This is a genomic window from Streptomyces sp. PKA51 (assembly GCF_057552455.1).
Map to the genome: position 1 here is coordinate 73,528 of NZ_BAAJPZ010000014.1, position 22,556 is coordinate 96,083.

Here is a 22,556-nt window from a genome sequence, read left to right on the forward strand (position 1 = left end):
GGAAGAAAAGCGGTCCCTGATCGGGACACACAGCACCAAGCCGTAGTGGCTTCGGGTGCAGACTTGAGGTTAACACTACCGGATCCCACAAACATTCCCCCTCTCAAAGACCGGCAACCGCGTTTTTCGTGGGCCCGGTCCCCCGGGCGCCACTGGTCAGGCGAGCGGCAGCACGCTCGTCCCCCCGGCGTCGAGGGTCAGCCGGTTGGCCGCCCATCCCTCGCCCGCCAGCCGTGCGACCTTGTCGGCCGCAGCGTCCTCGACCAGCGCGAGCACCGTGGGGCCCGCACCGGAGATGACCGCGGGGACGCCGTCCCCCCGCAGTCGGTTGACCAGGGCCACGCTCTCCGGCATCGCCGGGGCGCGGTACTCCTGGTGCAGCCGGTCCTCCGTGGCCGGCAGCAGCAGCTCGGGACGCCTGGTCAGGGCCTCGACGAGCAGTGCCGCGCGGCCCGCGTTGGCGGCCGCGTCCACATGGGGGACGCTGCGCGGCAGCAGCCCCCGGGCCGTCTCGGTGAGCACGGCTCTCGACGGGACGAAGACCACCGGAACGATGGAATCCGCCGGGTCCATCCGCACGGCACGGGCCACTCCGCCCTCCGTCCAGGCGACCGTGAAGCCACCGAACAGGCATGCGGCGACATTGTCGGGGTGGCCCTCCAGCTCCGTGGCCAGCTCGAGCATCGCCGTGTCGTCGAGCCTGTCGGCCCCGCCTATGGTCACCGCGCGGGCCGCGACGATGCCCGCGCAGATGGCCGCGGCGGAGGAACCCATGCCCCGCCCGTGCGGGATGCGGTTGGCACAGACGATCTCCAGCCCGCGCGGCTGGCCGCCGAGCAGGTCGAACGTGGTGCGCAGGGACCGTACGAGGAGGTGCCCCTCGTCGCGCGGGAGGGTGTCGGCACCCTCGCCGGCGATGTCGATGTGCAGCCCCGATTCCGCCACCCGGACCACGACATCGTCGTACAGACCCAGGGACAGGCCGAGGGCGTCGAAGCCGGGACCGAGATTGGCGCTGGTGGCGGGGGTGCGCACTCGGACGGCGGCGGCGCGGAAGGCGGGACCGGCCATCGCTCGATGACTCTCCTTGGTGTGGCCGTAATTGGTGCGTTGCGACATCCGCAAGTGGTCGCGACGGCAATACCGCGTGGGGACGGCACGGTCAGCGACGGGGCGGTGTGAGCACAGCCTATCGAAGGAAGGTTCAGTGACGACATAGGGCGCACAGGAGGCGCACGATGCGTGTCGCACCGCTACCTGTGCATCTGCCCAGGTTGCCGCCGGGTTGTGGGCAGTCGTTCCGCCACCGGGTTGTGGGACGGCACCCCGCCGCCGGGTTGTGGGCAATCATTCCGCTGGGGGCACCTCCCAGCGGTAGCCGGGGGAGGAACGGGTGGGCACAACCGCCCACCCGCCCGCACCCGGGCGACTAGGCCAGCCCGAGCCGCTCCGCAGCCGCACCCGCGGACACCGGAATGGTGACCGGCTGCGGCGCACCCGCAACAGCCCAGTCGGGATCCTTGAGCCCGTTGCCCGTCACCGTGCACACGATCCGCTGCCCCGGATCGACGAGCCCGGCCTCGGCCGCCTTGAGCAGCCCCGCCACGCTGGCCGCAGAGGCGGGCTCCACGAAAACGCCCTCCTGCGCGGCCAACAGCCGGTAGGCGGCCAGGATCTGCCGGTCCGTCACCTCGTCGATGAGCCCGCCCGACTCGTCCCGCGCGGCCTCCGCGTACTGCCAGGACGCCGGGTTGCCGATGCGGATGGCCGTGGCGATGGTGTGCGGCTCCTTCACCGGCTCGCCGCGCACGATCGGCGCCGAACCGGCCGCCTGGTAGCCCCACATCCGCGGGGTGCGGGCGGCGATGCCGTCCGCCGCGTACTCGCGGTAGCCCTTCCAGTAGGCCGTGATGTTGCCCGCGTTGCCGACCGGCAGCACGTGGATGTCGGGCGCGTCGCCGAGCGCGTCGACGATTTCGAAGGCGGCCGTCTTCTGGCCCTCGATTCGCACCGGATTGACCGAATTGACCAGCGCGACGGGGTAGTTGTCGGAGAGTTCGCGGGCCAGCGTCAGGCAGTCGTCGAAGTTGCCGTCGACCTGCAGAATGCGCGCGCCGTGGACGAGGGCCTGGCCCATCTTGCCCAGGGCGATCTTGCCCTGGGGCACCAGGACGGCGCAGACCATGCCGGCGCGTACCGCGTAGGCCGCGGCCGAGGCGGAGGTGTTGCCCGTGGAGGCGCAGATGACGGCGCGCGCTCCCTCTTCCTTCGCCCGGGTGATGGCCATGGTCATGCCGCGGTCCTTGAAGGACCCGGTGGGGTTGGCGCCCTCGACCTTGAGGTGGACCTCGCAGCCGGTGCGCTCGGAGAGGACCTGGGCCGGGACCAGCGGCGTACCGCCCTCGCGCAGGGTGACCACCGGCGTGTCGGCGGTGACCGGCAGCCGGTCGCGGTATTCCTCGATGATCCCGCGCCACTGGCGGGTGGCGGGGGCGCCGCCGGAGCGGCCGTTGTTGGCAGACATTGCTTTCGTAATCCCCTTCAGGTCCTTACTCGCCCTCGACCCGCATGGTGCTGGCCACCCCGCGGACGGTGTCCAGCCGGCGCAGGGCCTCCACCGTGGCCGACAGGGCCGCGTCCGTGGCCCGGTGCGTGACCACGACGAGGGACGCCTCGCCGTCCTTGCCCTGCTGACGGACGGTGTCGATGGACACGCCGTGCTCGGCGAAGACCGTGGCGACCTGCGCCAGGACGCCGGGCCGGTCGGCCACGTCGAGGCTGATGTGGTAGCGGGTGACGACGTCGCCCATCGGGCTCACCGGGAGCCGGGTGTAGGCGGATTCGCCGGGGCCGGTGGCCTCGGCGAGCCGGTTGCGGCAGACGGCGACGAGGTCGCCGAGGACCGCGGAGGCCGTGGGCGCGCCGCCCGCGCCGGGGCCGTAGAACATCAGCCGTCCCGCCGCCTCGGCCTCGACGAACACCGCGTTGTACGCCTCGCGCACGGAGGCCAGCGGGTGGCTGAGCGGGATCATCGCCGGGTGCACCCGGGCGGTGACCGACTGCCCGTCGGCGGCGCGCTCGCAGATGGCCAGCAGCTTGATGGTGCAGCCCATCTTCTTCGCGGATGCGAAGTCCGCCGCGGTGACCTCGGTCATTCCCTCGCGATGGACGTCGTCGAGGCGGACGCGGGTGTGGAAGGCGATGCCCGCCAGGATGGCCGCCTTGGCGGCCGCGTCGTAGCCCTCGACGTCGGCGGTCGGGTCGGCCTCGGCGTAGCCGAGGGCGGTGGCCTCGTCGAGCGCCTCGGAGTAGCCGGCGCCGCTGGTGTCCATCCGGTCGAGGATGAAGTTGGTGGTGCCGTTGACGATGCCGAGGACGCGGTTGACCTTGTCGCCGGCCATGGACTCGCGCAGCGGCCGGATCAGCGGGATGGCGCCGGCCACGGCGGCCTCGTAGTACAGGTCCACACCCTGCTGCTCGGCGGCGGCGTGCAGGGCCGCGCCGTCCTGGGCGAGCAGCGCCTTGTTGGCGGAGACGACGCTCGCGCCGTGTCGGAAGGCCGTGGTGATCAGGGTGCGGGCGGGCTCGATGCCGCCGATGACCTCGACCACGACGTCGATGTCGCCCCGTTTGACCAGGGCGGTGGCATCGGTGGTGATGAGCTCGGCGGGCACCCCCGCGCGTACCCGGTCGGGGCGGCGGACGGCGATGCCGGCGAGCTCCACGGGGGCGCCGACGCGCTGCGCGAGGTCGTCGGCGTGCGTCGTCATGATGCGCGTCACCTCGGAGCCGACCACTCCACAGCCCAGCAGCGCCACTTTCAGCGGACGCGTACGCATCATGCGACCTCGTTTCTCATTACAAATAGGCGGTTACCAGTCTCACCCACTGGAAGGGAGATTCCCGCTCCGGTCCAGTATCCGAGACGTTTGTTCACATGGTCGTGCCCATGTGGTTCAGCCGACGTCCAGACGGAGGAGATCCTCCTCCGTCTCGCGCCGGACGATCACCCGCGCCCCGCCGTCGCGGACGGCGACGACCGGCGGGCGCAGTGCGTGGTTGTAGTTGCTGGCCATCGAGCGGCAGTAGGCACCCGTGGCCGGCACGGCCAGCAGGTCGCCGGGCGCGACGTCGGCCGGCAGGAAGGCGTCCTTGACGACGATGTCGCCGCTCTCGCAGTGCTTGCCGACGACACGCGTGAGCATCGGTTCGGCGGTGGAGGTGCGGGAGGCCAGCGCGACGGAGTACTCCGCGTCGTACAGCGCCGTACGGATGTTGTCCGACATGCCGCCGTCGACGCTCACGTACGTGCGCAGGCCCGGCAGCTCCTTGACCGTGCCGACCTCGTACAGCGTGAAGGCCGTCGGGCCGACCACCGCGCGGCCCGGCTCCACGGAGATCCGCGGCACGGCCAGGCCCGCGGCCGCGCACTCGCGGGTGACGATGGCCCGCAGGGCGGTGGCGATCTCGTGCGGCTCGCGCGGGTCGTCGTCCGAGGTGTACGCGATGCCCAGGCCACCGCCGAGGTCGATCTCGGGCAGCTGGACGCCGTGCTCCTCGTGGATCTCCTTCAGCAGCCCGACGACGCGGTGGGCGGCGACCTCGAAGCCGGAGGTGTCGAAGATCTGCGAGCCGATGTGGGAGTGGATGCCCACCAGCTCGACCCCGTCCAGCTTCAGCGCCCGCCGCACGGCCTCGGCGGCCTGCCCGCCGGCCAGCGCCAGCCCGAACTTCTGGTCCTCGTGGGCGGTGGCGATGAACTCGTGGGTGTGCGCCTCCACGCCGACGGTCACCCGGATCTGCACCCGCTGCCGCCTGCCCGCCCGCTCGGCGATGTGCGCGACGCGCGCCAGCTCCTGGAAGGAGTCGACGACGATCCGCCCGACGCCGGCCTCGACGGCGCGGGTGATCTCCTCGGTGGACTTGTTGTTGCCGTGCAGGGCGATGCGCTCGGCGGGCATGCCGGCCTCGAGGGCGGTCAGGAGCTCGCCACCGGAGCAGACGTCGAGGTTCAGCCCTTCTTCGTACAGCCACCGCACGATGGCGCGCGAGAGAAAGGCCTTGCCGGCGTAGAAGACGTCGGCCTCGTCGCCGAAGGCGTCCCGCCAGGCGCGGCAGCGGGCGCGGAAGTCCTCCTCGTCGAGGAAGAACGCGGGCGTGCCGAACTCCTCGGCCAGGTCGGTCACCCGCAGCCCGGCCACGGTGATCACGCCGTCGGCGTCCCGGGCGACGGTACGGGACCACACGCGGGCGTCGAGCGCATTGAGGTCGGTGGGCGGCGGGCTGTAGTGGCCCTCGGGGAGGACGTCGGCGTAACGGGGCCCGGCGGGATGTGCGGAACGGCTCATGAGTGGTGTGTCCCCTCAGAGATGTGCGGGTGCGGAGATGCCGAGCTGGTGCAGGCCGTCGGCGAGCACCGCCCCCGTGGCCTGGGCGAGGGCCAGACGGGCACGGTGGACGGCCGAGGGTTTCTCCTCACCGCGGGGCAGCGTGTCGCACTCGGCCTGCCACCGCAGGAAGGCGTCGGCGATCCGCTCCAGGTGCCGGGCGAGCCGGTCGGCGTCGCGGGCGGCGGTGATGCGGGGGTGCTCCCCCAGCTCGCCGATCAACGGCTGCGCACCGGCATCACCGGTCTCCCCCGCCTCGCCGGCAAACCCGAGCAGGCCGGCGCCCCGCGTCAGTGCGCACGTACGGGAGTGGGCGTACCGCACGCGGAAGAGCGGGTTGGCCTCGCGCTGCACCAGCAGCAGCTCGCGGTCCAGGCCGGGCGGGCTGACCAGGGACCAGCGGGCGGCGTCGGCGCCCAGGCGCGCGACGAGCGCGGCGGACGGCGCGAGCGGCAGCGGCTCGGCGGTGCCGGTCGCCGAGGCGGCCCGCACGATGTCGGCCCCGGAGCCCCCGTGGAGCGTGACGTTGAGGAAACCGGGCCCGGCGACGTCGACGCGGGCGATCCCCGGGTGCCCGGCGAGCCGGCGGCGCAGCACTTCGGCGATCTGCAGGGCGGGCCGGCCGCTGTCCTTGGCGAGACGGAGGGCGACGTTGGTCGCGTAGTCCCCGCACCCCGGCCGCGGCGGCACGCGCACGGCGACCCGCTCGGGCACGACCGCGTCCAGCTCGTCGGCCTCGACGGCGCGACGCACGCTGTCCAGCACGGCGCGGGAAAGATCGGCGGGGGTCACGGGGCCAAGCCTAGGCGAGAGGGGGTGCCCTTCCGCGAACCGGTTTCACCCAGCGGGACGGACCGGCTCCACATCCCCCGGCGCCACCGCCCCGTGCCACCCCGCCAGCCGCCGCACGACCCGCACCATCTCCGCGGGCTCGAACGGCTTGGCCAGGAACGCATCCACCCCGGCCGAGCGCCCGCTGTCCATCTCGGGCCGGGTGCAGGCGCTGATGACGAGAATCGGTATGTCCCGCGTCCGTACGTCGCCCCGCAGCAGCGCGGCCGTGCGCAGCCCGTCGAGCCGGGGCATCACCACATCCAGGGTCACCACGTCGGGACGCACCCGGTGCACGATCTCCAGGCACTCGGCACCATCGGCCGCGGTCACGACCTCGAACCCCTCCAGCTCGAGGTTGACCCTGATCAACTGCCGGATGACCTTGTTGTCGTCGACGACAAGGACCCGGCCGGACAAGCCAGGCACACCCCGAGCGTAGGCGCGCCCCCCTCCTCGCGTCCGGCGTTTGCGCACTTCCACCCCACCCGGGCGACCACCCCCGCTTTTCGATCACGGTTGCAGCCCACCCGCCCGGAGCTGGTACTGTTCTACCCGTCGCCGGGCGCGAGAGCGCGAGGCGGACGACACGCCCCCGTAGCTCAGGGGATAGAGCAACGGCCTCCGGAGCCGTGTGCGCAGGTTCGAATCCTGCCGGGGGCACTTCCACGGAAGTGCCGAAGCCCCGGACCCAGCATCGCTGGGTCCGGGGCTTTGTCGTTCAGGGACTGGGGGGAGTTGCGATGGATTCCGCGTCGTTGACCGCGCGGCTGGACGAGGTGCGGGGCGGGGACTCGCGGGAGCTGGACCGGGTGTGCGAGGAGGCGGCGGAGGAGCTGGTGGCGGCGGGGGTGGAGCCGCCGTTCGACGTGGTGTCGGCGGACTTCGCGGCCGATGCCCGGCTGATCTGTGCGGACCGGTACTGGCGGCTGCGGTTCCTGCGGGTGCCGGGTGTGCGCACCGCGGCGGCGTGTGCCGCCTGGCTGGGGGCCCATGTGGCGGCCGGGGTGCGCACGGAGGTGCTGGAGAAGTGGAGCCTGGGCTACGCCTTCATCACCAGGGACACCGTGGAATCGGCCGCCGAACTCGCCGAGGCGACGGGAGAGATCGTGGCCCGGGACACCGCCCCCGGCGACATCGCCCACTTCGCCACCCTGTACCACGCGGGAAAACTGCGCGCGAACTTCTGCTTCGACGAGCTCCACACGTTCCTCGAGTCGTCCCTGCTGGCCCTGGCGGCCGGTCCGCACCGCAGTGATCCGCTGTTCACGGCGCTGCGAGCGTTCGCCGCGTTCGGCAGCCGGGCGCTGACGGCGGAGTACGCCACCGGGCTGCTGGACGAGGCGTGGGGCGCGGGCGCGCGGCGTACCCGGCATGTGGTGGACGTGTGCCTGAACGGCATCCACACCGCCGCCCCCTTCGACGGCCAGGGCGAGCTGCTGCGCTCGCGGGCGCAGGAGGCCGTCGCGGAGTACGCCGCGGATCACCTCTTCCGGTTCCGGCTGGCCTACGGCCAGTACTTGTGCGGTGTGTACGACGAGGCGCTGGAGAGCGTCGATCGGGCGCTGGCCCTGCTGCCGGCCGTCGGGAGCCGTGGCAGTCACCGGCTGCTGCAGGAGCAGTACCTGGGGTTGCGTACGACCGTGCTGGATGCCCGGCTGCGGGCCGGCCGGGAGGCGGAGTTCCAGCGCCGGATGGAGGGGCGCGAGGCCGAGCACCGGCTGCGCTGGGAGCGGGTGGAGGCGGAGTTGCAGCAGACGCGATCGTCGGCCGTGCGGGCGGTGGAACTCGTCGCCGTGTTCACGGCCGCGATCGCCTTTGCGGTGGGTTCCCTGCAGGTGACGCTGAACGGTGCGATCCCGCTGCGCGACCGGTTGTGGCTGATCACCGCCCTCGGCGCGGGTCTTGCCGTCTTCGCCCTCCTTGTCGTCGGCGGAACGTGGCTGATCACGCGTCCCGTCAGGCCTTCGGGAAGGCGAAGCCGTAACCTTCCGCCTTCAGCCAGGTGATGCAGCGGGAGAGGGCCTCGACGCTCTGGCTGCGGTCTCCGCCGCCGTCGTGGAAGAGGATGACGGGGCCGCCCGGGAGTTCGCGTTTGACGGTTTCGACGATGCGGTCGACGCCGGGGCGCTGCCAGTCGCGGGTGTCGACGCCCCAGCCGAGGGGGCGCATGCCGTTGTCGGCGGCGAGTTTGCGGCTGTACGGGGTGAAGGCGCCGCCCGGGGCACGGTAGTAGGGGACGGCGGCGGTGCCGCCGGCCGCGGCTTCGATCATCTTCTTGGCGTCGAGGATCTGCTGCTTCTGGTAGTCCTCGGAGCGCTTGTCCATCGCGGTGTTGTGGTCGACGGAGTGGTCGCACAGGCGGTGGCCCTCGGCGACGACGCGCTTGACGAGGTCCGGGTGGGCGCGGGCCTGGGGGCCGATCATGCAGAAGGTGGCCTTGACGCCCTCGTGTTTGAGCAGGTCGAGGGTCATCGGCGTCCACTTGGGGTCGGGGCCGTCGTCGATGGTGAGGGCCACGGTGCGGCCGCCCGGCTCGGTCTCGTGGCTGATGTCGGCGGAGACCGGCCCGCTCGTGGTGGGCGGGGCGGAGGTGGGTGGTGTGCTGTCGGCGCGCGGCGGGAGCCGGGAGGCTCGTGCGGCGCCCTGGTGGCCGCCGTGGCCTTCGGTGGCGACGGCGACGGAACCTGATATCACTCCGGCGAGAGCCAGCACTCCCCCCGCCGCGATCACGAAGTGCCTCCTACGGGCGGACAGTCGGGTCATGGTGTCCCCCACCCCCTCGTGCACGTACCTGAGTTCTGCCCGCCTAAGACGGCGATGTACCCCAAAGCGTTCCCTAACGCGCCATCGCTCACAGAACTCAGACAAGTAAGGCGCAAACCTTGCGCATTTTCCCCCGTTGCCCCACCGTCGTTACGCTTCCGCGATCGTTTGCGCCACCTCCGACGCGCGGGCCTCCTCCTCGGCGGCGAAGCGGCGGGCGTCGAGCTGTTCGGCGATCTCCTCGTCCTGGGCCATGAGTCCGTCGAGGTTGGCGTCGCCCATCTCGAAGACGCCCATGTCCGCGTAGGCACGCTGGAGTCGTTCGCCCCACAGGCCGATGTCCTTCACACACGGCACGATGCGACTGAAGAGCAACTTGCGGAAGATCTGCAGGTATTCGGAGCGCTCGCTCAGTTCGGCGGCCTCGGCGGCCGGGATGCCGAAATCGGCCAGTACCTCCTCGCCGCGCAGCCGGTCGCGCATGAGGTAGCAGCCCTCGATGACGAACTCCTCGCGCTCGCGCCGCTCGGCGTCCGACAACTGCCGGTAGTAGTCGCGCAGGGCCATGCGGCCGAAGGCGACGTGGCGCGCCTCGTCCTGCATGACGTAGGCGAGGATCTGCTTGGGCAGCGGCTTGTCGGTCGAGTCCCGCAGCATGCCGAACGCCGCCAGCGCCAGGCCCTCGATCAGGACCTGCATCCCCAGGCAGGGCATGTCCCAGCGGGAGTCGCGCAGAGTGTCCTCCAGCAGCGACTGCAGGTTGGGGTTGACCGGGTAGAGCATGCCGATCTTCTCGTGCAGGAAGCGGCTGTAGATCTCCACGTGCCGTGCCTCGTCCATGGCCTGGGTGGCGGAGTAGAACTTCGCGTCCAGGTCGGGCACGGCCTCGACGATGCGTGTCGCGCACACCAGCGCCCCCTGCTCACCGTGCAGGAACTGGCTGAACTGCCAGGAGGCGTAGTGCCGGCGCAGATCGCGCTTGTTCTGCTCGCTCATCTTGTCCCAGTACGGCGTACCGAAGACGGTGAGGTTCTCGTCCGGCACGCCGAGCGGGTCGTAGGGGTCGACCTCGGTGTCCCAGGCGATGCGCTTGGTGGAGTCCCACTGCTTGTCCTTGCCCTTCTGGTACAGGGCCAGGAGCCGTTCGCGTCCCTCGTCGTAGTCCCAGCTGAACCGGGCGGCGCCGGAGGCCGGCACTTCCCAGACGGCTCCGGCGGGCGGGTGGGTGTACAGGTCGTGCGTCATGGCCGATGCCTCCCGAGTCGACTGCGCCTGCGGGGTCCTCTGCAGGCTCACACGCGTGCGGTGCGGGGTCAATGAACCTGCCTGCGTGGCTCGCAAGGCGATCGCAAGGGGCCCGTACGGGGCGCACAAGAGGTTCACCAGGGGCTTGACTCCGCTTGCTGACAAGCAGTCTCATAAGAACCTACCGTCGGTAACTCGAAGACCAGATCGACGACTTCGCATTCGAATGAAGGGGAAGGCCGTCATGACGACCGCGCCCGACCGGCACCACGACGCGTTCGGACCCCTCAAGGACCGCGAGCGCGTCGCCGAGCGGCTGCTCGAGTCCTCCGCCCGGCACTCCTTCGACCCCGACACCGAGCTCGACTGGGACGCGCCGTTCGAACCGGGCCTGTGGTTCTGCCCGCCGGAGCTGGTCTCCCTCTACGGCACCCCGCTGTGGCGGCGGATGTCGCAGGAGCAGCGCATCGAGCTGTCCCGGCACGAGATCGCCTCGCTCGCCTCGCTCGGCATCTGGTTCGAGATCATCCTGATGCAGCTGCTGGTCCGGCACATCTACGACAAGCCCGTCACCAGCTCCCACGTCGGGTACGCGCTCACCGAGATAGCCGACGAGTGCCGGCACTCCAAGATGTTCGCCCGGATGATCCGCACCCTGGGCACGCCCACGTACCCGGTCTCCCGGCGCCACCACAACCTCGCCCGCGTCCTGAAGACCGTCTCCACCACCCCGGGTTCGTTCACGTGCACGCTGCTCGGCGAGGAGATCCTCGACCACATGCAGCGCCTGACCTTCCCCGACGCGCGCGTCCAGCCGCTCGTGCGCGGGGTCACGCGCATCCACGTCGTGGAGGAGGCCCGGCACGTGCGGTACGCGCGCGAGGAGCTCCGGCGGCAGATGGCGCACTGCCCGCGCTGGGAGGCGCACCTGACGCGGGTGAGCGCGGGGGAGGCGGCCCGCGTCTTCTCCGTGGCCTTCATCAACCCGCGCGTGTACACGGAGGTGGGCCTGAACCGCCACGAGGCCGTCGCCCAGGTCAAGGCCAGCGCGCACCGCCGCAAGGTGATGCAGGCGGGCGCGAAGCGCCTGACGGACTTCCTCGGCGAGATCGGCCTGCTGCGCGGGGCCGGCGGCCGCCTGTGGCGCAGCTCCGGGCTCCTGGCCTGAGCCCGGGCGCGGGGCCGGGGCCAGGGCCGTCGCGATGAGCCGGGCCCGGGCGCCGGACCCGGGGCCGCGCGCCCTGCAGGCCGGCAGGGGGCGGCCGTTACCCTGCCGTCCATGACCGGCAGCGGAACCGCCTCCTACCGCAGGCTCAGCGTCTCCGAACGCCGGGCCCAGCTCATCGCGACGGCCCTGGCGCTGTTCGCCCACCGGGCCCCCGAGGACGTCTCGCTCGACGAGGTCGCGGCTGCCGCGCGCGTCTCCCGGCCGCTGGTCTACCGCTATTTCCCCGGCGGCAAGCAGCAGTTGTACGAGGCGGCCCTGCGCAGCGCCGCCGACGATCTGGAACTGTGCTTCGCCGAGCCGGAGGCGGGGCCGCTGTCCGGGCGGCTGGGGGCGGTGCTGGACCGCTACCTCGCCTTCGTCGACGAGCACGACGCGGGGTTCAGCGCGCTGCTGCGGGGCGGCAGTGTCGCCGAGACGTCGGGTACGGGCCGTACGGGAGCCATCGTCGACGAGGTGCGCCGGGCCGCGGCGGCCCAGATCCTCAAGCACCTGTCGGTGCCCGACCCGGGCGTACGGCTGCGCCTGATGGTGCGCGCGTGGATCGCGACGGTCGAGGCCGCATCCCTGACGTGGCTGGACGAGGGCAAGCTGCCGCCGCGGGACGAGCTGCGCGACTGGCTGGTGGAGCAGTTCGTGGCGCTGCTGCTGACGACCGGTGCGGGGGACGCGCAGACGGGCGAGGTGGCCCGGGCGGCGCTGGCGGCAGAACCGGCGCAGGGGCCGGTCGGCGACCTCGCCCGGCGGCTGGCGCCGCTGATCGAGGAGGCCGGTCACCTGCACCGATGAGGAACAGGGGGCAGACTGGGGGCGTGAGAAGCGAGAAGACCCTCTTCGAGGGCGGGCCCCTGGACGGCCGGGTGCTGGACGTCCTCGTCGGCCTGAACGGGCTGCCGCCGAAGACGTACGAGGTGCCGGTGCCGGCCATGGAGCCGGGCACGCCACCGGTCGTGCTGGTCTACCGGCGGATGCCGGCGGCCACGACGCGCCGGCTGGGCCTGCCGAAGGGGTGGAAGTACACGTACGACCCGGAGGGCCGGCCCGGTCCGGGGCTGCGGCTGCCGTGGGGCAGGCCGGGCAGGGCCCCCGGGACGCGTCCGCCGGAGTGAAGGGTCCGCCCGACCCGACACTGCACTCTTATTAGTCATACCGGACATGGCAAGATCCTCCTGCGGCGTGCGGGGCGCCCGCCCACGCCCGTGCCCGGAGGTGAACCAGTGTCAGGACGCATCGTGCGCATCGTGTGCACGGCGGCGCTGCTGGCGAGCACGCTGCTCGCCGGACCGGCGCCGGTGGCCGGCGCGGCGCCCGCCGACCCTCCCGGGCAGCCGGTCAGCTCCCTGCTGAACCGGCTGCGGACGCTGTACCGGCAGGCCGAGGAGGCATCCGAGGCGTACAACGCCACCGACGACAAGCTCAAGCGGCAGCGCGCCGAGGTCGACAAGCTCAACGAGCAGCTCGCCGACGCCCGCGTCGCGCTCACCTCCAGCCGCGAGGACGTGGGCCGGATCGCCCGCGAGCAGTACCGGGGCACCACGGGCGGCATCTCGCCGTACATGGAATTCCTGCTCAGCCGCGACCCCCGGCAGGCCGCCGACCGCTCCCACGCCATCCGGCGCGCGGCCGGCCACCGGGCCCGGGCCGTCGAGCGGCTGACCCAGGACGAGCAGCAGTCCGCCGCCCTCGCCTCCAAGGCCCGCAAGGCGCTCGACGTCCAGCAGACCCTCGCCGCCACGCAGGCGCAGCAGCGCGACACCGTCCGCAAGCGGCTGGGCGAGGTCGAACGACTGCTGGCCTCGCTCACCCCGGACCAGCTCGCCGAGCTGCGCAGCCTGGAGGCGCGCGACGTCGGCGACGCCCAGCGCCGACTGCTGGCGTCCGGCGCGCTCGGCGGGCCGCAGGCCCCCTCGCGCGCCGGCGGCCTGGCCGTGCAGTACGCGCTGGCGCAGGTCGGCAAGCCGTACGTGTGGGGCGCGGCCGGCCCGGACTCCTTCGACTGCTCCGGCCTCACCTCGCAGGCCTGGGCCCACGCGGGCAACCCGATACCGCGCACCAGCCAGGAGCAGTGGCGGACGCTGCGCCGGATACCGCTCGGGCAACTGCGCCCCGGCGACCTGGTGCTGTACTTCGAGGGCGCCACGCACGTGGCCCTCTATCTCGGGGACGGCCAGGTGATACAGGCGCCGCGCACGGGCGACGTCGTCAAGGTCTCCCCCCTCGCCTCCAACCCCCTGCTGGGCGCCGTGCGCCCGGACGTCTAGGGCCTGTCCGGCGCCCCCTCGCCAGGCGGCCGCCACGGCGCCCCGTAGGGGCGCGGGGAACTGCGCGATCGGCCACCGACGGCCCGCAGCCGACGCGCCACCCCGGGGCCCGGGCGAAGCACGGCACCCCGTCTGCGGGCGCGCCGTGGCTTGTCGCGCAGTTCCCCGCGCCCCTGACGGGGCGCACGTGGGCGCCCCGCGACGAAGACCCGCCGGACAGACCTGGGGCGCATCCGGCGCGCCCTCGCCAGGCGGCGACCACGGCGCCCTGAAGGGGCGCGGGGAACTGCGCGACAAGCCACGACGCACCCGCACGGATCGGCACTGCCCCGCGCCCCTACGGGGCGCTCTGGTCCGCTGCTGCGCGGGCCACGTATGCCTCCGCCCTCGCCGCGTCGAAGAAGTAGTCGTCGAAGTCGGAGGGGTCGTCGAAGCCGTTGGCGAACCGGTCCGCCACCGGCTGCACGCCGGCCGCCGCGCCGATCAGGGCGCGCACGTGCGGCTGCTGGGGGGCGAGCATCGCGTTCGTCCAGCGGGTGGCGTGCCGGGCCGAGGACCAGTACCGCTCGAAGGCCGTGCGCATCCAGTCCGCGTCGAACGGCTCCTCGCCGCGCTCCAGGATCGAGGCGAGGTAGGAGGTGGCGCACTTGGCGGCGCAGTTGGCGCCCTGGCCGGTGAGCGGGTCGTTGACGACGACGGCGTCCCCGGCGCCCAGCACCAGGCCGCCGGAGGGCAGGCGGCCGACCGGGTCGCGGACGACCGGGGTGTAGCGTCCGGCCAGGGCCGCACCGGCGTCGGTGGGCTCGACGGCGGTGGCGCGCCCGTACTCCCACGGCACGAACCGCTCCAGCAGCTCCAGGGTCAGCGCCAGGTGTTCGCGCGGCCCGCAGGCGCCGGTGAAGCCGTCGACGGGCCCGCCCGGCACGCCCTCCCAGAAGAGGATGTCGGCGCGGCCGGAGGTGGTCAGCGCGGGGATGACCCACAGCTCGCCGACGCCGGGCACCAGGCTCCAGCGCGCCACGTCGCCGGCCGGGTGCCCCTCGTGCGGGCCGAGGCCGTGCACGTACACCAGGGCCAGGCAGCGCTGCGGCGCGGTGTACGGGGAGCGGGCGGGGTCGCGGTCGAAGAGCGAGACGATCTCGCCCTTGCCCGCGGCGACGATCACCAGGTCGTAGCGGGGGGCGAGGAAGTCGAGGTCGGAGACGGTCGCGCTGTGCACGACGACGCGGCCGCCGCGCTCGGCGAAGGCGTCGAGCCAGCCGGCCATCTTCACGCGTTGGTCGACCGACTGGGCGGGGCCGTCGAGCCGGCCCGTCCAGTCGACGGGCCGCTGCACCCCGGGCACACCGGGGGCCGTGCCGGCCACGGACACGCCGAGGCCCTCGACCCGGGGGGCGAGGCCCTCCCAGAAGTTCAGGCCCAGCTCGCGCTCGTAGCGCAGGGCCGTGCGGAACATCATCTGGGTGGACATCACCCGCCCGGTGCGGATCTCCTCGGCGCTGCGGTTCGCCATGACGGTGACGTCGTAGCCCTTGGCCTGCAGGCCCAGGGCGAGTTGGAGTCCCGCCTGGCCGGCGCCCACTATGAGGATCCGTCGCACCGCCGGCTCAGCTCCGCTCCGCTGTGGTGGCCCGGGCGCCGGCCGGCGCGGCCGGGCCGGGGCTCAGGGCGAGGGCCCGGCGCACGAGGGTGACCAGCGTGTCGACGACGGAGATCCGGCGCCGCGCGTCGATGGCGAGGACGGGGACGTCCGGGGCGAGGGCGAGGGCCTCGCGCACCTCCTCGGGGGCGTGCCGGGGCGCGTCGTCGAAGTGGTTGACGGCGACGACGTACGGCAGGGCGCAGCTCTCGAAGTAGTCGAGGGCCGGGAAGCAGTCGGCCAGGCGCCGGGTGTCGGCCAGCACGACGGCGCCGATGGCCCCGCGCACCAGGTCGTCCCACATGAACCAGAAGCGCTGCTGGCCGGGGGTGCCGAACAGGTAGAGCACGAGGTCGGATTCCAGGGTGATCCTGCCGAAGTCCATGGCGACGGTGGTCGTCGCCTTCTGCGGCACGGCGGTGACGTCGTCCAGGCCCTCGGCGGCGGCCGTCATGAGGGCCTCGGTGCGCAGGGGGGTGATCTCGGAGACCGAGCCGACGAAGGTGGTCTTGCCGACGCCGAAGCCCCCCGCGATGACGATCTTGGTGGCGGCGGGGGCGCGGCTGAGGTCGGTCTGCCAGCTCGGCGTCCGCCCGGCGAGGCCGGTGGCGGGGCCGGTGGTGCCCCGGCCGGTGTGCTCCCGGGTGTGCTCCCCGGTGTCAGAGGCTGCGAAGTCCACTCAGCACCCTTTCGAGCAGTGCGCGGTCGGGCCGCCCGGTGACGTGACCGGTGCCGTAGACGCGGATCCTTCCCTGTTCGGCGAGGTCGGCGAGGAGGAGACGGACGACGCCCAGCGGCATCTTCAGCAGGGCGGCGACCTCGGCGACCGAGCGCAGCCGGCGGCACAGCCCGAGCACGGCCCGCACCTCGGGCAGCACCCGGGCGGCCAGCCCGCCGCCGGCGCCGGTGGCGCCGTCGCCGCCGTCCGGCGCGGCCACGAAGGTCTCCAGCAGCAGCACGTGCCCGCAGCGGGTGCGCCCGCCGGTCAGCGAGTACGGGCGGACGCGGGCCGTCCTGCGCGGGGGCACGGGGCCCGCCGGGGCGCACAGGGCGGGGGCGGTCATGTGCCCGCCTCCACCGACTTGCGCAGCTCCCTGCGGAGTTCGGGGGTCAGGACGTGTCCGGCCCGGCCGACGAAGAGGGCCATGTGGTAGGCCACGACGGCCATGTCGCAGTCGGGCGTGGTGTGGACGCCGAGGAGCGAGCCGTCGCTGATGGTCATGACGAACAGCCCGCCGCCGTCCATGGCGACCATGGTCTGCTTGACCGGGCCGCCGTCCATGAGGGCCGCCGCGCCGGTGGTCAGGCTGCCCAGGCCGGCGACGATGGTGGCCAGGTCGGCGGTCGAGCCGCGCGGCCCGTACGGCGGGCCGGGGTGCCGGCCGGGCGCCTGGTCGTGCTGCTGCCCGTACGGGGCGGCGGCCCGGTGGTCGGGGGACGACGAGAGCAGCAGCAGGCCGTCGGAGGAGACCACGGCGACCGATCGCACGCCGGGCACCTCCTCGACCAGGTCGGTCAGCAGCCAGTGCAGGCTGCGGGCCTCGTCGCTCAGGGCCAGGGCCGGGATCCCGGCGCGGCCCGCGGCGGCGCGGGCCGTGGTGCCGCCCGTGGTGCAGGTGGGGGTGACGGGCGTCGCCCCCTGGGAAAATGCAGTCAACCGCGTGCCTCCTCGACAGTGCCGCCCTCGTCCGGCGCCCCCGCTCGTCCCCGATCAGTACCACGATCGGCGATGCCGTGATCACGGCGCGTCAACCCCGGTGCCACTTCCGTCGCCCATTCCTCCTCGGCGTCCCGGCGCCCCTCGCGCGCGCCCTGCTGGAAGCCGGCGAGCTTGCGGCGCAGGGCCTCGGGGTCGACGCCCTGCCGCACGCTCAGCGGAACGGGCTTCTGGGCGACCACCCTGGGGGTGCGCCGCGGCAGACCCGTACCGGTGACGCCGGGAGCGGCCGGCGACGTGTGCCGGGGCTCGGGCTGCAGCCGGGAGTCGGGGTGCGGCGAGGGCGGCACGACGGGCGCGTGGCCCGGGTGACCGTACTCGGGGGGCGAGGCGTGGGTGACGTACGGGGAGTGGGCGGCGGGGTGGGGGGAGTGCGCCGGATGAGGCTGCGCGGCGTGCCGGTGCGCAGCCTCCGGCGGTACGGGCTTGCGAATGGTGGTCAGTTGGATGGTCTGCTCGTCCTGGTGGGCCCATGGGGCCGCGCGGCGCGGCCCGGGCACGGACGGTGGATGGAAGGAACGCCCCTGGAGCACGTGGGAGTTGACCTCGGCGGCGGCCCCGGGCAGGTCGGTGGGCGGCCCGGTGCGGGCCGCACCGGGGACGGGTGGCGCGGCGGCCGGGTCGCTCATCGCGGGCGGCTCGGCGGGCAGCAGCCGGCCGGGCAGCACCACGACGGCGGTGATGCCGCCGGGCCGCTGCTCGCGCAGCTGGACGCGGATGCCGTGCCGGGCGGCGAGCCGGGCCGCGACGTACAGGCCGAGCCCCATGACGGGCTCGTCGTGAGCGCCCGGGGCCTCCGCGCGGGGCCCGGGACCGGCCTGGGCCAGGCGGGCGTTGAGCTCGTCGAGGCGCTCGGGCGCCATGCCGATGCCCTCGTCCTGGACGGAGAGCATCACTTCGCCGTTCTCCAGCAGCCAGCCGGAGACCTGGACCTGGACGTCGGGCGGGGAGAAGGCGGTGGCGTTCTCCAGGAGCTCGGCGACCAGGTGGCTGATGTCGTCGGCGGCGAAGCCGGCGACCTGGGCGCGGGCGGGCAGGGAGTGGATGCGCACCCTTTCGTACCGGTCGATCTCGCTGACGGCCGCGCGCAGCACGTCCAGCAGCGGGACGGGGGTGGCGTGGCCGCCGGAGTGCTCGGCGCCGGCGAGGGTGAGCAGGTTCTCGTTGTAGCGGCGCATGCGGGTGGCGAGGTGGTCGAGGGTGAAGAGCACCTCCAGCCGGTCGGGATCCGCTTCGTGGGCCTCCATGGACTCGATGACGGTCAGCTGGCGCTCGACGAGGCCGAGGGTGCGCCGGGACAGGCCGACGAAGGTGGTGTGCACCCGGCCGGAGAGCCCGCTCATGCGCTCGTCGAGCTCGTGGCAGCGCTCGCGCAGCGCGTCGCGCTCCTCCGCCAGATCCTGGCGGGCGACGTCGAGGCGGTTGCGCTCGCCCTCCAGGAGGGCGATGCGCTCGCGCAGCCGCACGACGGTGCCGTGCAGGACGTTGACGGAGCGGCCGATCTCGGCGAACTCGTCGTCGCGGCCACGGAAGGAGAGCGGCTCGCGGGCCCCCGGCTCGGCGCACAGGCGGCGCGCCCCGAGGCGCAGCGCGGCCAGCGGCCGGGTGACGGAGCGGGCCGACTGCACCCCGGTGGCCACGACGAGCAGGAAGGCCAGCGCGGCGAGCGCGCAGCGCACCTGCAGGGCGGTCGCGTCGCGGTCGCGCAGGGCCCCGAGCCGGGCCATCTCCTCGGTGGCGAGGGTCGATTCCAGGCCGCGCAGCTGCTCCAGGCGCGCGGTGAGCTGGGCCCGCACGGGGCCGGGCCGCTCCAGCTCGGCCGGTGCGGGCTGGGGCCGCTCGGGGAGCCGGTCGAGCCGGGCCTCCGCCGCGGCGGTCTGCGGCCCGGCGACCGTGCGGGCGTACTCGGCGCGCAGGGCGGCCGGGGCGAGCCGGCGGAAGTCGGCGAGGGCCGCCTGCTCCCGCAGCCGTTGCTGCAGGGCGGCCTGGCCGTAGCCGGGCTGGGTGCCGTGGGCGGCCAGGGCGGCGGCGAACAGGGCCCGGGTGGCGGACGCCGCCTCGCCGGCGCGGCCGAGCGCGGGCAGGGCCGTGGCCTCGGCCGACCGGGCGCGTGCCGGCAGACGCTGGACGACGTCGGACTCGGCGTCGTGCAGCGCCTGGACGGTGGCGGTGTACGCGGTGAAGACGCCGAGCGCGTCGCCGGGGCCGGCCAGGGCGCGGCGGCGCAGCTCGGGCAGGCCGGCCAGGCGGTGGCGCAGGGCGGCAGGCGCGCCGGGGCCGAACTCCTGGATCTGCCGGTCGACGCGGGCGCGTTGCTCCTCGGAGGCGGCCACCGGCACGGGCGCACCGGAGCGGCCGCCCGCGACGAACTCGGTCATGGCGTCGCGCTCGTCGGCCAGGGAGTGGGCGAGGGCGACCGCGCCGCTGCCGGTGGCGGCACCGGCGGCGAGGTCGCGGGAGTCGGCGAGGTCGCGTATGGCGTCGGCGATGCCGAAGGCGCCCGCGCCGAGGGCGGCGAGGGAGACGACGGCCACGGAGGCGATGAGCCGGTTGCGTACGCGGGCGGTGCGCTCCGGCACTGCCGTGGTCTGCTGTTCGCGCTGGCCGCCGCGAAGTCGCTTCTTCCGCACCGGTGCTCGCAATCTGCTCTCGTCGTCCGGCGCACCGCCGACTGACCCTGACCGATCTGACCCCTGTCGGGTGTCACCCACCGCATCCCCCCGGCAAGTGCCCCCACTACATCAACAGCGCGGCGCGCCGGAAGGATGCGCGTCGAAGGGCACGGAAATTCGGGCATCCGGCACACTGGTCGCATGCGCATCGAACTTGCCGGTCAGCCAGGGGATTCGGGCCGCCCGAACGAGGATTTCGCGGCCGTCGCCCTGCCCGCCTCGGGCGCCGGCGGGGCGCTCGTCGTCCTCGACGGGGTGACGCCGCCGGCGCGCGGGACGGGATGCGTGCACGGAGTGCCCTGGTTCACCACGCGGTTGGGTACGACGCTGCTGGAACTGGCCGCCGGCGAGCGGCTGATGCCGCTCGGCACGTGCCTGTCGGAGGCGGTGGCGCGCACGGCACAGGCCCACCGGGACACCTGCGACCTGTCCGCCCGACTGACCCCGCAGGCCACGGTGGTGGCCGTGCGCTGGGACGCGGAGGTGGTCGAGCACCTGGTGCTGTCGGACTCGGTGCTGCTGCTGGAGGGGGCCGACGGCGAGGTGCGCGCGGTGCTCGACGACCGCCTCGACCGGCTGGTGGCGCTCGGCCCGGTGACGGACGACCAGCGCAATGCGGAGGGCGGCTTCTTCACGGCCGCGGCCGACCCGGGCGTGGCCGCCCGCGCGGTCACGGGGACGACGGCGCGCGAGGCCGTCCGTGCGCTGGCCGCACTGACGGACGGCGCATCCCGCTGGGTGGAGGTCTTCCGCGAGGGCGCGTGGGCGGAGTGCTTCGCGCTCCTGGCGAAGGAGGGTCCCCAGGCGCTCGTCGAGCGCGTACGGCAGGCGGAGGCGGCCGACGCGCGGTGCCGCGCCTTCCCCCGGGGCAAGCCGCACGACGACGCGACGGCGGTGTACGTTCAGCTGTAGCCCCGGCGCCCCGGCGCCCCGTAGGGGCGCGGGGCTTCACCCGGGCCTCGGGGTGGCGCGTCGACTGCGGGCCGTCAGTGGCCGATCGCGCCCACGCGGCGGCAGCCGCAGATCGACACCGCCCCGCGCCCCTACAGGGCGCCGTGGGCCGGTGCAGTGCCCCGTAAGGGGTGCGGGGAACTGCGCGACAAGCCACGACGCTCCCGCAGACGGGGCGCCGGACGCGGTCTAGGACTCGGCGCGCTCGTTCATCTGGTGCATCAGGCGGGCGAGCTCGGCGACCTCGGCGCGGTCCCAGTCGGCGAACCGGCTCACGTACTGCGCCCTGCGGGCGTCGCGCACGCGGGTGAACCGGGCGCGGCCCTCCTCGGTGATCCGGATGAGGGAGGCCCGGCCGTCGGCGGGGTCGGGGTCGCGGCTGACGAGGCCGAGCTCCTCCAGGGCCCGCAGCTGACGGCTCATCGTGGCCTTGCCCACCCCGAAGTAGGCGGCCAGATCGGTGGCGCGCTGCCGGCCGGACTCCTCCAGACGGACCAGCAGGCCGTAGGCGGCGGGCTCGAGGTCGGGGTGGACCTGCCGGGCCAGCTCGCCCGAGGTGGCCCGGGCGCGGCGCAGGAAGACCGCGAGCTCGCGCTCCAGGGCGAGGAAGGCCTCGTCCTCGCCGGCACCGGCGCAGCCGTGGGGGCCGCCGTCCTCGGGAAGCGGGTTACCGGTCTGGTGCACGTGGACGCCCTCTCCTGCTTTCAGCCGCTGAAAAATCCGGTTTGGCCGCGTCGTGTCGCCGCAGCTCGGTCAGTATTTCGCAGGATTAGACCAACGGCAGCACCCCGGGTCCCTATCGCGCTGCGCGTCTCCGTCCGTAGCTTGATTAATGGCATGGTCATACCAATCGGTTGGCCATTGAACTCTCCCCCACCCTCCCCCCACCCTTGGCTTCGGAGGCACCATATGCCCGAGCATCGTTCCGGCCCGGGTCGCCCGATTCCTCCGAGATCGGCGACCCCACGCGCCCCCCACACCGCCCACGCCCGCCGCATCCGGTCCGTCCCCCTGCTCTTCGCACTCACCCTGCTCCTCGCCCTGCTCGTCCCGCTGACCCTGCCCGACACCGCGGCGCCCGCGGCCGGTGCGGGCATCCAACCCGTCCACCCCGAGCGCGACTGGATGGGCTCGACCGTCCGCGCCCACGAGAGCGGCCCGCAGACCGACGAGGGCTCGGCCGGCGTCCCCACCGTCGAGGGAGTGGACGTCAGCAGCCACAACGGCAACGTCGCCTGGTCCACCCTGTGGAACAAGGGCGCCCGCTTCGCCTACGTCAAGGCCACCGAGGGCACCAGCTACACCAACCCCTACTTCGCCCAGCAGTACAACGGCTCCTACGACCGCGGCATGATCCGCGGCGCGTACCACTTCGCCCTGCCCGCCAACTCCAGCGGCGCCGAGCAGGCCGACTTCTTCGTCGACCACGGCGGCGGCTGGTCGGGCGACGGCCGGACGCTGCCGGGCGTGCTCGACATGGAGTACAACCCCTATGGCGACACGTGCTACGGCATGAGCGCCGGCGACCTGATCGGCTGGATGGCCGACTTCTTCGCCACCTTCCGGGCGCGCACCGGGCGCGACGCCGTCGTCTACACCACCACCACGTGGTGGAAGCGGTGCACCGGCAACTACGGGGGCTTCGGTTCGTACAACCCCCTGTGGATCCCGCGCTACGGCTCCTCCGCCGGCGAGCTGCCCAACGGATGGGGCTTCCACACCCTCTGGCAGTACACGGACAGCGGCAGCACGGTGGGCGACCACAACCGCTTCAACGGCTCCTACTCCCGGCTCAAGGCGCTCGCCTACGGGTGACGGCGCACGTACGCCACCGGGCCCCCGGCGCGCATCGGCGCGCCGGG

General features: G+C 73.5%; 21 protein-coding genes and 1 tRNA gene. 8 read left to right on the forward strand and 14 right to left on the reverse strand.

Annotation, left to right across the window (positions count from 1 at the left end; genetic code table 11):
- Positions 1–156: 156 nt before the first annotated feature.
- The 6 genes from thrB to AC27L3_RS20915 all read right to left on the reverse strand — a co-directional run bounded on the left by thrB (position 157) and on the right by AC27L3_RS20915 (position 6,695).
- Positions 157–1,071, reverse strand: a complete 915-nt coding sequence (gene thrB / locus AC27L3_RS20890; RefSeq protein ID WP_487235574.1) for a homoserine kinase — start codon at positions 1,069–1,071, stop codon at positions 157–159.
- A gap of 358 nt (positions 1,072–1,429) precedes the next feature.
- Positions 1,430–2,524 (reverse strand): threonine synthase, encoded by a 1,095-nt coding sequence (gene thrC, locus AC27L3_RS20895; RefSeq protein WP_487235575.1) that lies wholly within the window; start codon positions 2,522–2,524, stop codon positions 1,430–1,432.
- Positions 2,525–2,549: 25 nt separating this feature from the next.
- The gene (locus tag AC27L3_RS20900) at positions 2,550–3,842 is read right to left on the reverse strand and encodes a homoserine dehydrogenase (RefSeq protein ID WP_487235576.1); all 1,293 of its coding nucleotides are present in this window, start codon (positions 3,840–3,842) and stop codon (positions 2,550–2,552) included.
- Positions 3,843–3,956: 114 nt separating this feature from the next.
- Entirely contained in the window at positions 3,957–5,348 is a 1,392-nt protein-coding gene (gene lysA, locus AC27L3_RS20905) for a diaminopimelate decarboxylase (RefSeq protein ID WP_487235577.1), read from the reverse strand.
- Positions 5,349–5,363: 15 nt separating this feature from the next.
- Positions 5,364–6,179, reverse strand: coding sequence for an ArgS-related anticodon-binding protein NrtL (nrtL, locus tag AC27L3_RS20910; protein WP_487235578.1), 816 nt, complete (start codon positions 6,177–6,179; stop codon positions 5,364–5,366).
- Positions 6,180–6,224: 45 nt separating this feature from the next.
- A complete protein-coding gene (locus tag AC27L3_RS20915) occupies positions 6,225–6,695 on the reverse strand; it encodes a response regulator (protein WP_487235579.1) in 471 nt (156 codons plus the stop codon).
- A gap of 114 nt (positions 6,696–6,809) precedes the next feature.
- Here AC27L3_RS20915 and AC27L3_RS20920 point away from each other — a divergent pair.
- Positions 6,810–6,881 (forward strand) — tRNA-Arg (locus AC27L3_RS20920).
- An 80-nt stretch (positions 6,882–6,961) separates the two neighbouring features.
- Positions 6,962–8,227: a hypothetical protein gene (locus AC27L3_RS20925; protein ID WP_487235580.1), complete on the forward strand. Its 1,266-nt coding sequence runs from the start codon at positions 6,962–6,964 to the stop codon at positions 8,225–8,227.
- Here the strand turns inward: AC27L3_RS20925 and AC27L3_RS20930 are convergent.
- Both AC27L3_RS20930 and AC27L3_RS20935 read right to left on the reverse strand, forming a co-directional pair.
- Complete coding sequence (locus tag AC27L3_RS20930) at positions 8,178–8,984, reverse strand: polysaccharide deacetylase family protein (protein ID WP_487235581.1); 807 nt, start codon at positions 8,982–8,984, stop codon at positions 8,178–8,180. The genes AC27L3_RS20925 and AC27L3_RS20930 overlap by 50 nt on opposite strands.
- A 150-nt stretch (positions 8,985–9,134) precedes the next feature.
- Positions 9,135–10,229, reverse strand: coding sequence for a ferritin-like domain-containing protein (locus tag AC27L3_RS20935; protein WP_487235582.1), 1,095 nt, complete (start codon positions 10,227–10,229; stop codon positions 9,135–9,137).
- Positions 10,230–10,473: 244 nt separating this feature from the next.
- Here AC27L3_RS20935 and AC27L3_RS20940 point away from each other — a divergent pair, with 244 nt between their 5' ends.
- From AC27L3_RS20940 to AC27L3_RS20955, 4 genes are all read left to right on the forward strand, one after another.
- Positions 10,474–11,397: an AurF N-oxygenase family protein gene (locus AC27L3_RS20940; protein ID WP_487235583.1), complete on the forward strand. Its 924-nt coding sequence runs from the start codon at positions 10,474–10,476 to the stop codon at positions 11,395–11,397.
- A 111-nt stretch (positions 11,398–11,508) separates the two neighbouring features.
- Complete coding sequence (locus AC27L3_RS20945; protein WP_487235584.1) at positions 11,509–12,243, forward strand: TetR/AcrR family transcriptional regulator; 735 nt, start codon at positions 11,509–11,511, stop codon at positions 12,241–12,243.
- A gap of 23 nt (positions 12,244–12,266) precedes the next feature.
- The gene (locus AC27L3_RS20950; protein ID WP_487235585.1) at positions 12,267–12,563 is read left to right on the forward strand and encodes a hypothetical protein; all 297 of its coding nucleotides are present in this window, start codon (positions 12,267–12,269) and stop codon (positions 12,561–12,563) included.
- A 108-nt stretch (positions 12,564–12,671) separates the two neighbouring features.
- Positions 12,672–13,715 (forward strand): C40 family peptidase, encoded by a 1,044-nt coding sequence (locus AC27L3_RS20955; RefSeq protein WP_487235586.1) that lies wholly within the window; start codon positions 12,672–12,674, stop codon positions 13,713–13,715.
- 337 nt (positions 13,716–14,052) lie between these two features.
- Here AC27L3_RS20955 and AC27L3_RS20960 read toward each other — a convergent pair whose 3' ends face one another.
- The 5 genes from AC27L3_RS20960 to AC27L3_RS20980 form a co-directional block, all read right to left on the reverse strand.
- Positions 14,053–15,315: a styrene monooxygenase/indole monooxygenase family protein gene (locus AC27L3_RS20960; protein ID WP_487235587.1), complete on the reverse strand. Its 1,263-nt coding sequence runs from the start codon at positions 15,313–15,315 to the stop codon at positions 14,053–14,055.
- A 7-nt stretch (positions 15,316–15,322) separates the two neighbouring features.
- A complete protein-coding gene (locus AC27L3_RS20965; protein ID WP_487235588.1) occupies positions 15,323–16,033 on the reverse strand; it encodes a GTP-binding protein in 711 nt (236 codons plus the stop codon).
- Positions 16,014–16,418: a DUF742 domain-containing protein gene (locus AC27L3_RS20970; RefSeq protein ID WP_487235589.1), complete on the reverse strand. Its 405-nt coding sequence runs from the start codon at positions 16,416–16,418 to the stop codon at positions 16,014–16,016. Before AC27L3_RS20970 ends, AC27L3_RS20965 begins: the two co-directional genes overlap by 20 nt.
- Positions 16,415–16,921 carry a roadblock/LC7 domain-containing protein gene (locus AC27L3_RS20975; protein ID WP_487235659.1) on the reverse strand — a complete coding sequence of 169 codons (507 nt, stop codon included), beginning with the start codon at positions 16,919–16,921 and terminating at the stop codon, positions 16,415–16,417. The genes AC27L3_RS20970 and AC27L3_RS20975 overlap by 4 nt, the downstream gene beginning before the upstream one ends.
- An 86-nt stretch (positions 16,922–17,007) precedes the next feature.
- A complete protein-coding gene (locus tag AC27L3_RS20980) occupies positions 17,008–19,701 on the reverse strand; it encodes a sensor histidine kinase (protein ID WP_487235590.1) in 2,694 nt (897 codons plus the stop codon).
- 183 nt (positions 19,702–19,884) lie between these two features.
- Here AC27L3_RS20980 and AC27L3_RS20985 point away from each other — a divergent pair, with 183 nt between their 5' ends.
- A complete protein-coding gene (locus AC27L3_RS20985; protein WP_487235591.1) occupies positions 19,885–20,655 on the forward strand; it encodes a protein phosphatase 2C domain-containing protein in 771 nt (256 codons plus the stop codon).
- 228 nt (positions 20,656–20,883) lie between these two features.
- Here the strand turns inward: AC27L3_RS20985 and AC27L3_RS20990 are convergent, their stop codons facing one another.
- Entirely contained in the window at positions 20,884–21,378 is a 495-nt protein-coding gene (locus AC27L3_RS20990; protein ID WP_487235592.1) for a MarR family winged helix-turn-helix transcriptional regulator, read from the reverse strand.
- Positions 21,379–21,603: 225 nt separating this feature from the next.
- On the opposite strand from AC27L3_RS20990, the gene AC27L3_RS20995 reads away from it, so the two are divergent.
- Complete coding sequence (locus AC27L3_RS20995) at positions 21,604–22,509, forward strand: lysozyme (protein ID WP_487235593.1); 906 nt, start codon at positions 21,604–21,606, stop codon at positions 22,507–22,509.
- Positions 22,510–22,556: the final 47 nt, after the last annotated feature.

Coding starts and splice junctions, on each gene's coding strand:
- thrB (WP_487235574.1), bottom strand. CDS start 1,071: ATGGCCGGTCCCGCCTTCCGCGCCGCCGCCGTCCGAGTGCGCACCCCC.
- thrC (WP_487235575.1), bottom strand. CDS start 2,524: ATGTCTGCCAACAACGGCCGCTCCGGCGGCGCCCCCGCCACCCGCCAG.
- AC27L3_RS20900 (WP_487235576.1), bottom strand. CDS start 3,842: ATGATGCGTACGCGTCCGCTGAAAGTGGCGCTGCTGGGCTGTGGAGTG.
- lysA (WP_487235577.1), bottom strand. CDS start 5,348: ATGAGCCGTTCCGCACATCCCGCCGGGCCCCGTTACGCCGACGTCCTC.
- AC27L3_RS20925 (WP_487235580.1), top strand. CDS start 6,962: ATGGATTCCGCGTCGTTGACCGCGCGGCTGGACGAGGTGCGGGGCGGG.
- AC27L3_RS20930 (WP_487235581.1), bottom strand. CDS start 8,984: ATGACCCGACTGTCCGCCCGTAGGAGGCACTTCGTGATCGCGGCGGGG.
- AC27L3_RS20935 (WP_487235582.1), bottom strand. CDS start 10,229: ATGACGCACGACCTGTACACCCACCCGCCCGCCGGAGCCGTCTGGGAA.
- AC27L3_RS20940 (WP_487235583.1), top strand. CDS start 10,474: ATGACGACCGCGCCCGACCGGCACCACGACGCGTTCGGACCCCTCAAG.
- AC27L3_RS20945 (WP_487235584.1), top strand. CDS start 11,509: ATGACCGGCAGCGGAACCGCCTCCTACCGCAGGCTCAGCGTCTCCGAA.
- AC27L3_RS20970 (WP_487235589.1), bottom strand. CDS start 16,418: ATGACCGCCCCCGCCCTGTGCGCCCCGGCGGGCCCCGTGCCCCCGCGC.
- AC27L3_RS20985 (WP_487235591.1), top strand. CDS start 19,885: ATGCGCATCGAACTTGCCGGTCAGCCAGGGGATTCGGGCCGCCCGAAC.
- AC27L3_RS20995 (WP_487235593.1), top strand. CDS start 21,604: ATGCCCGAGCATCGTTCCGGCCCGGGTCGCCCGATTCCTCCGAGATCG.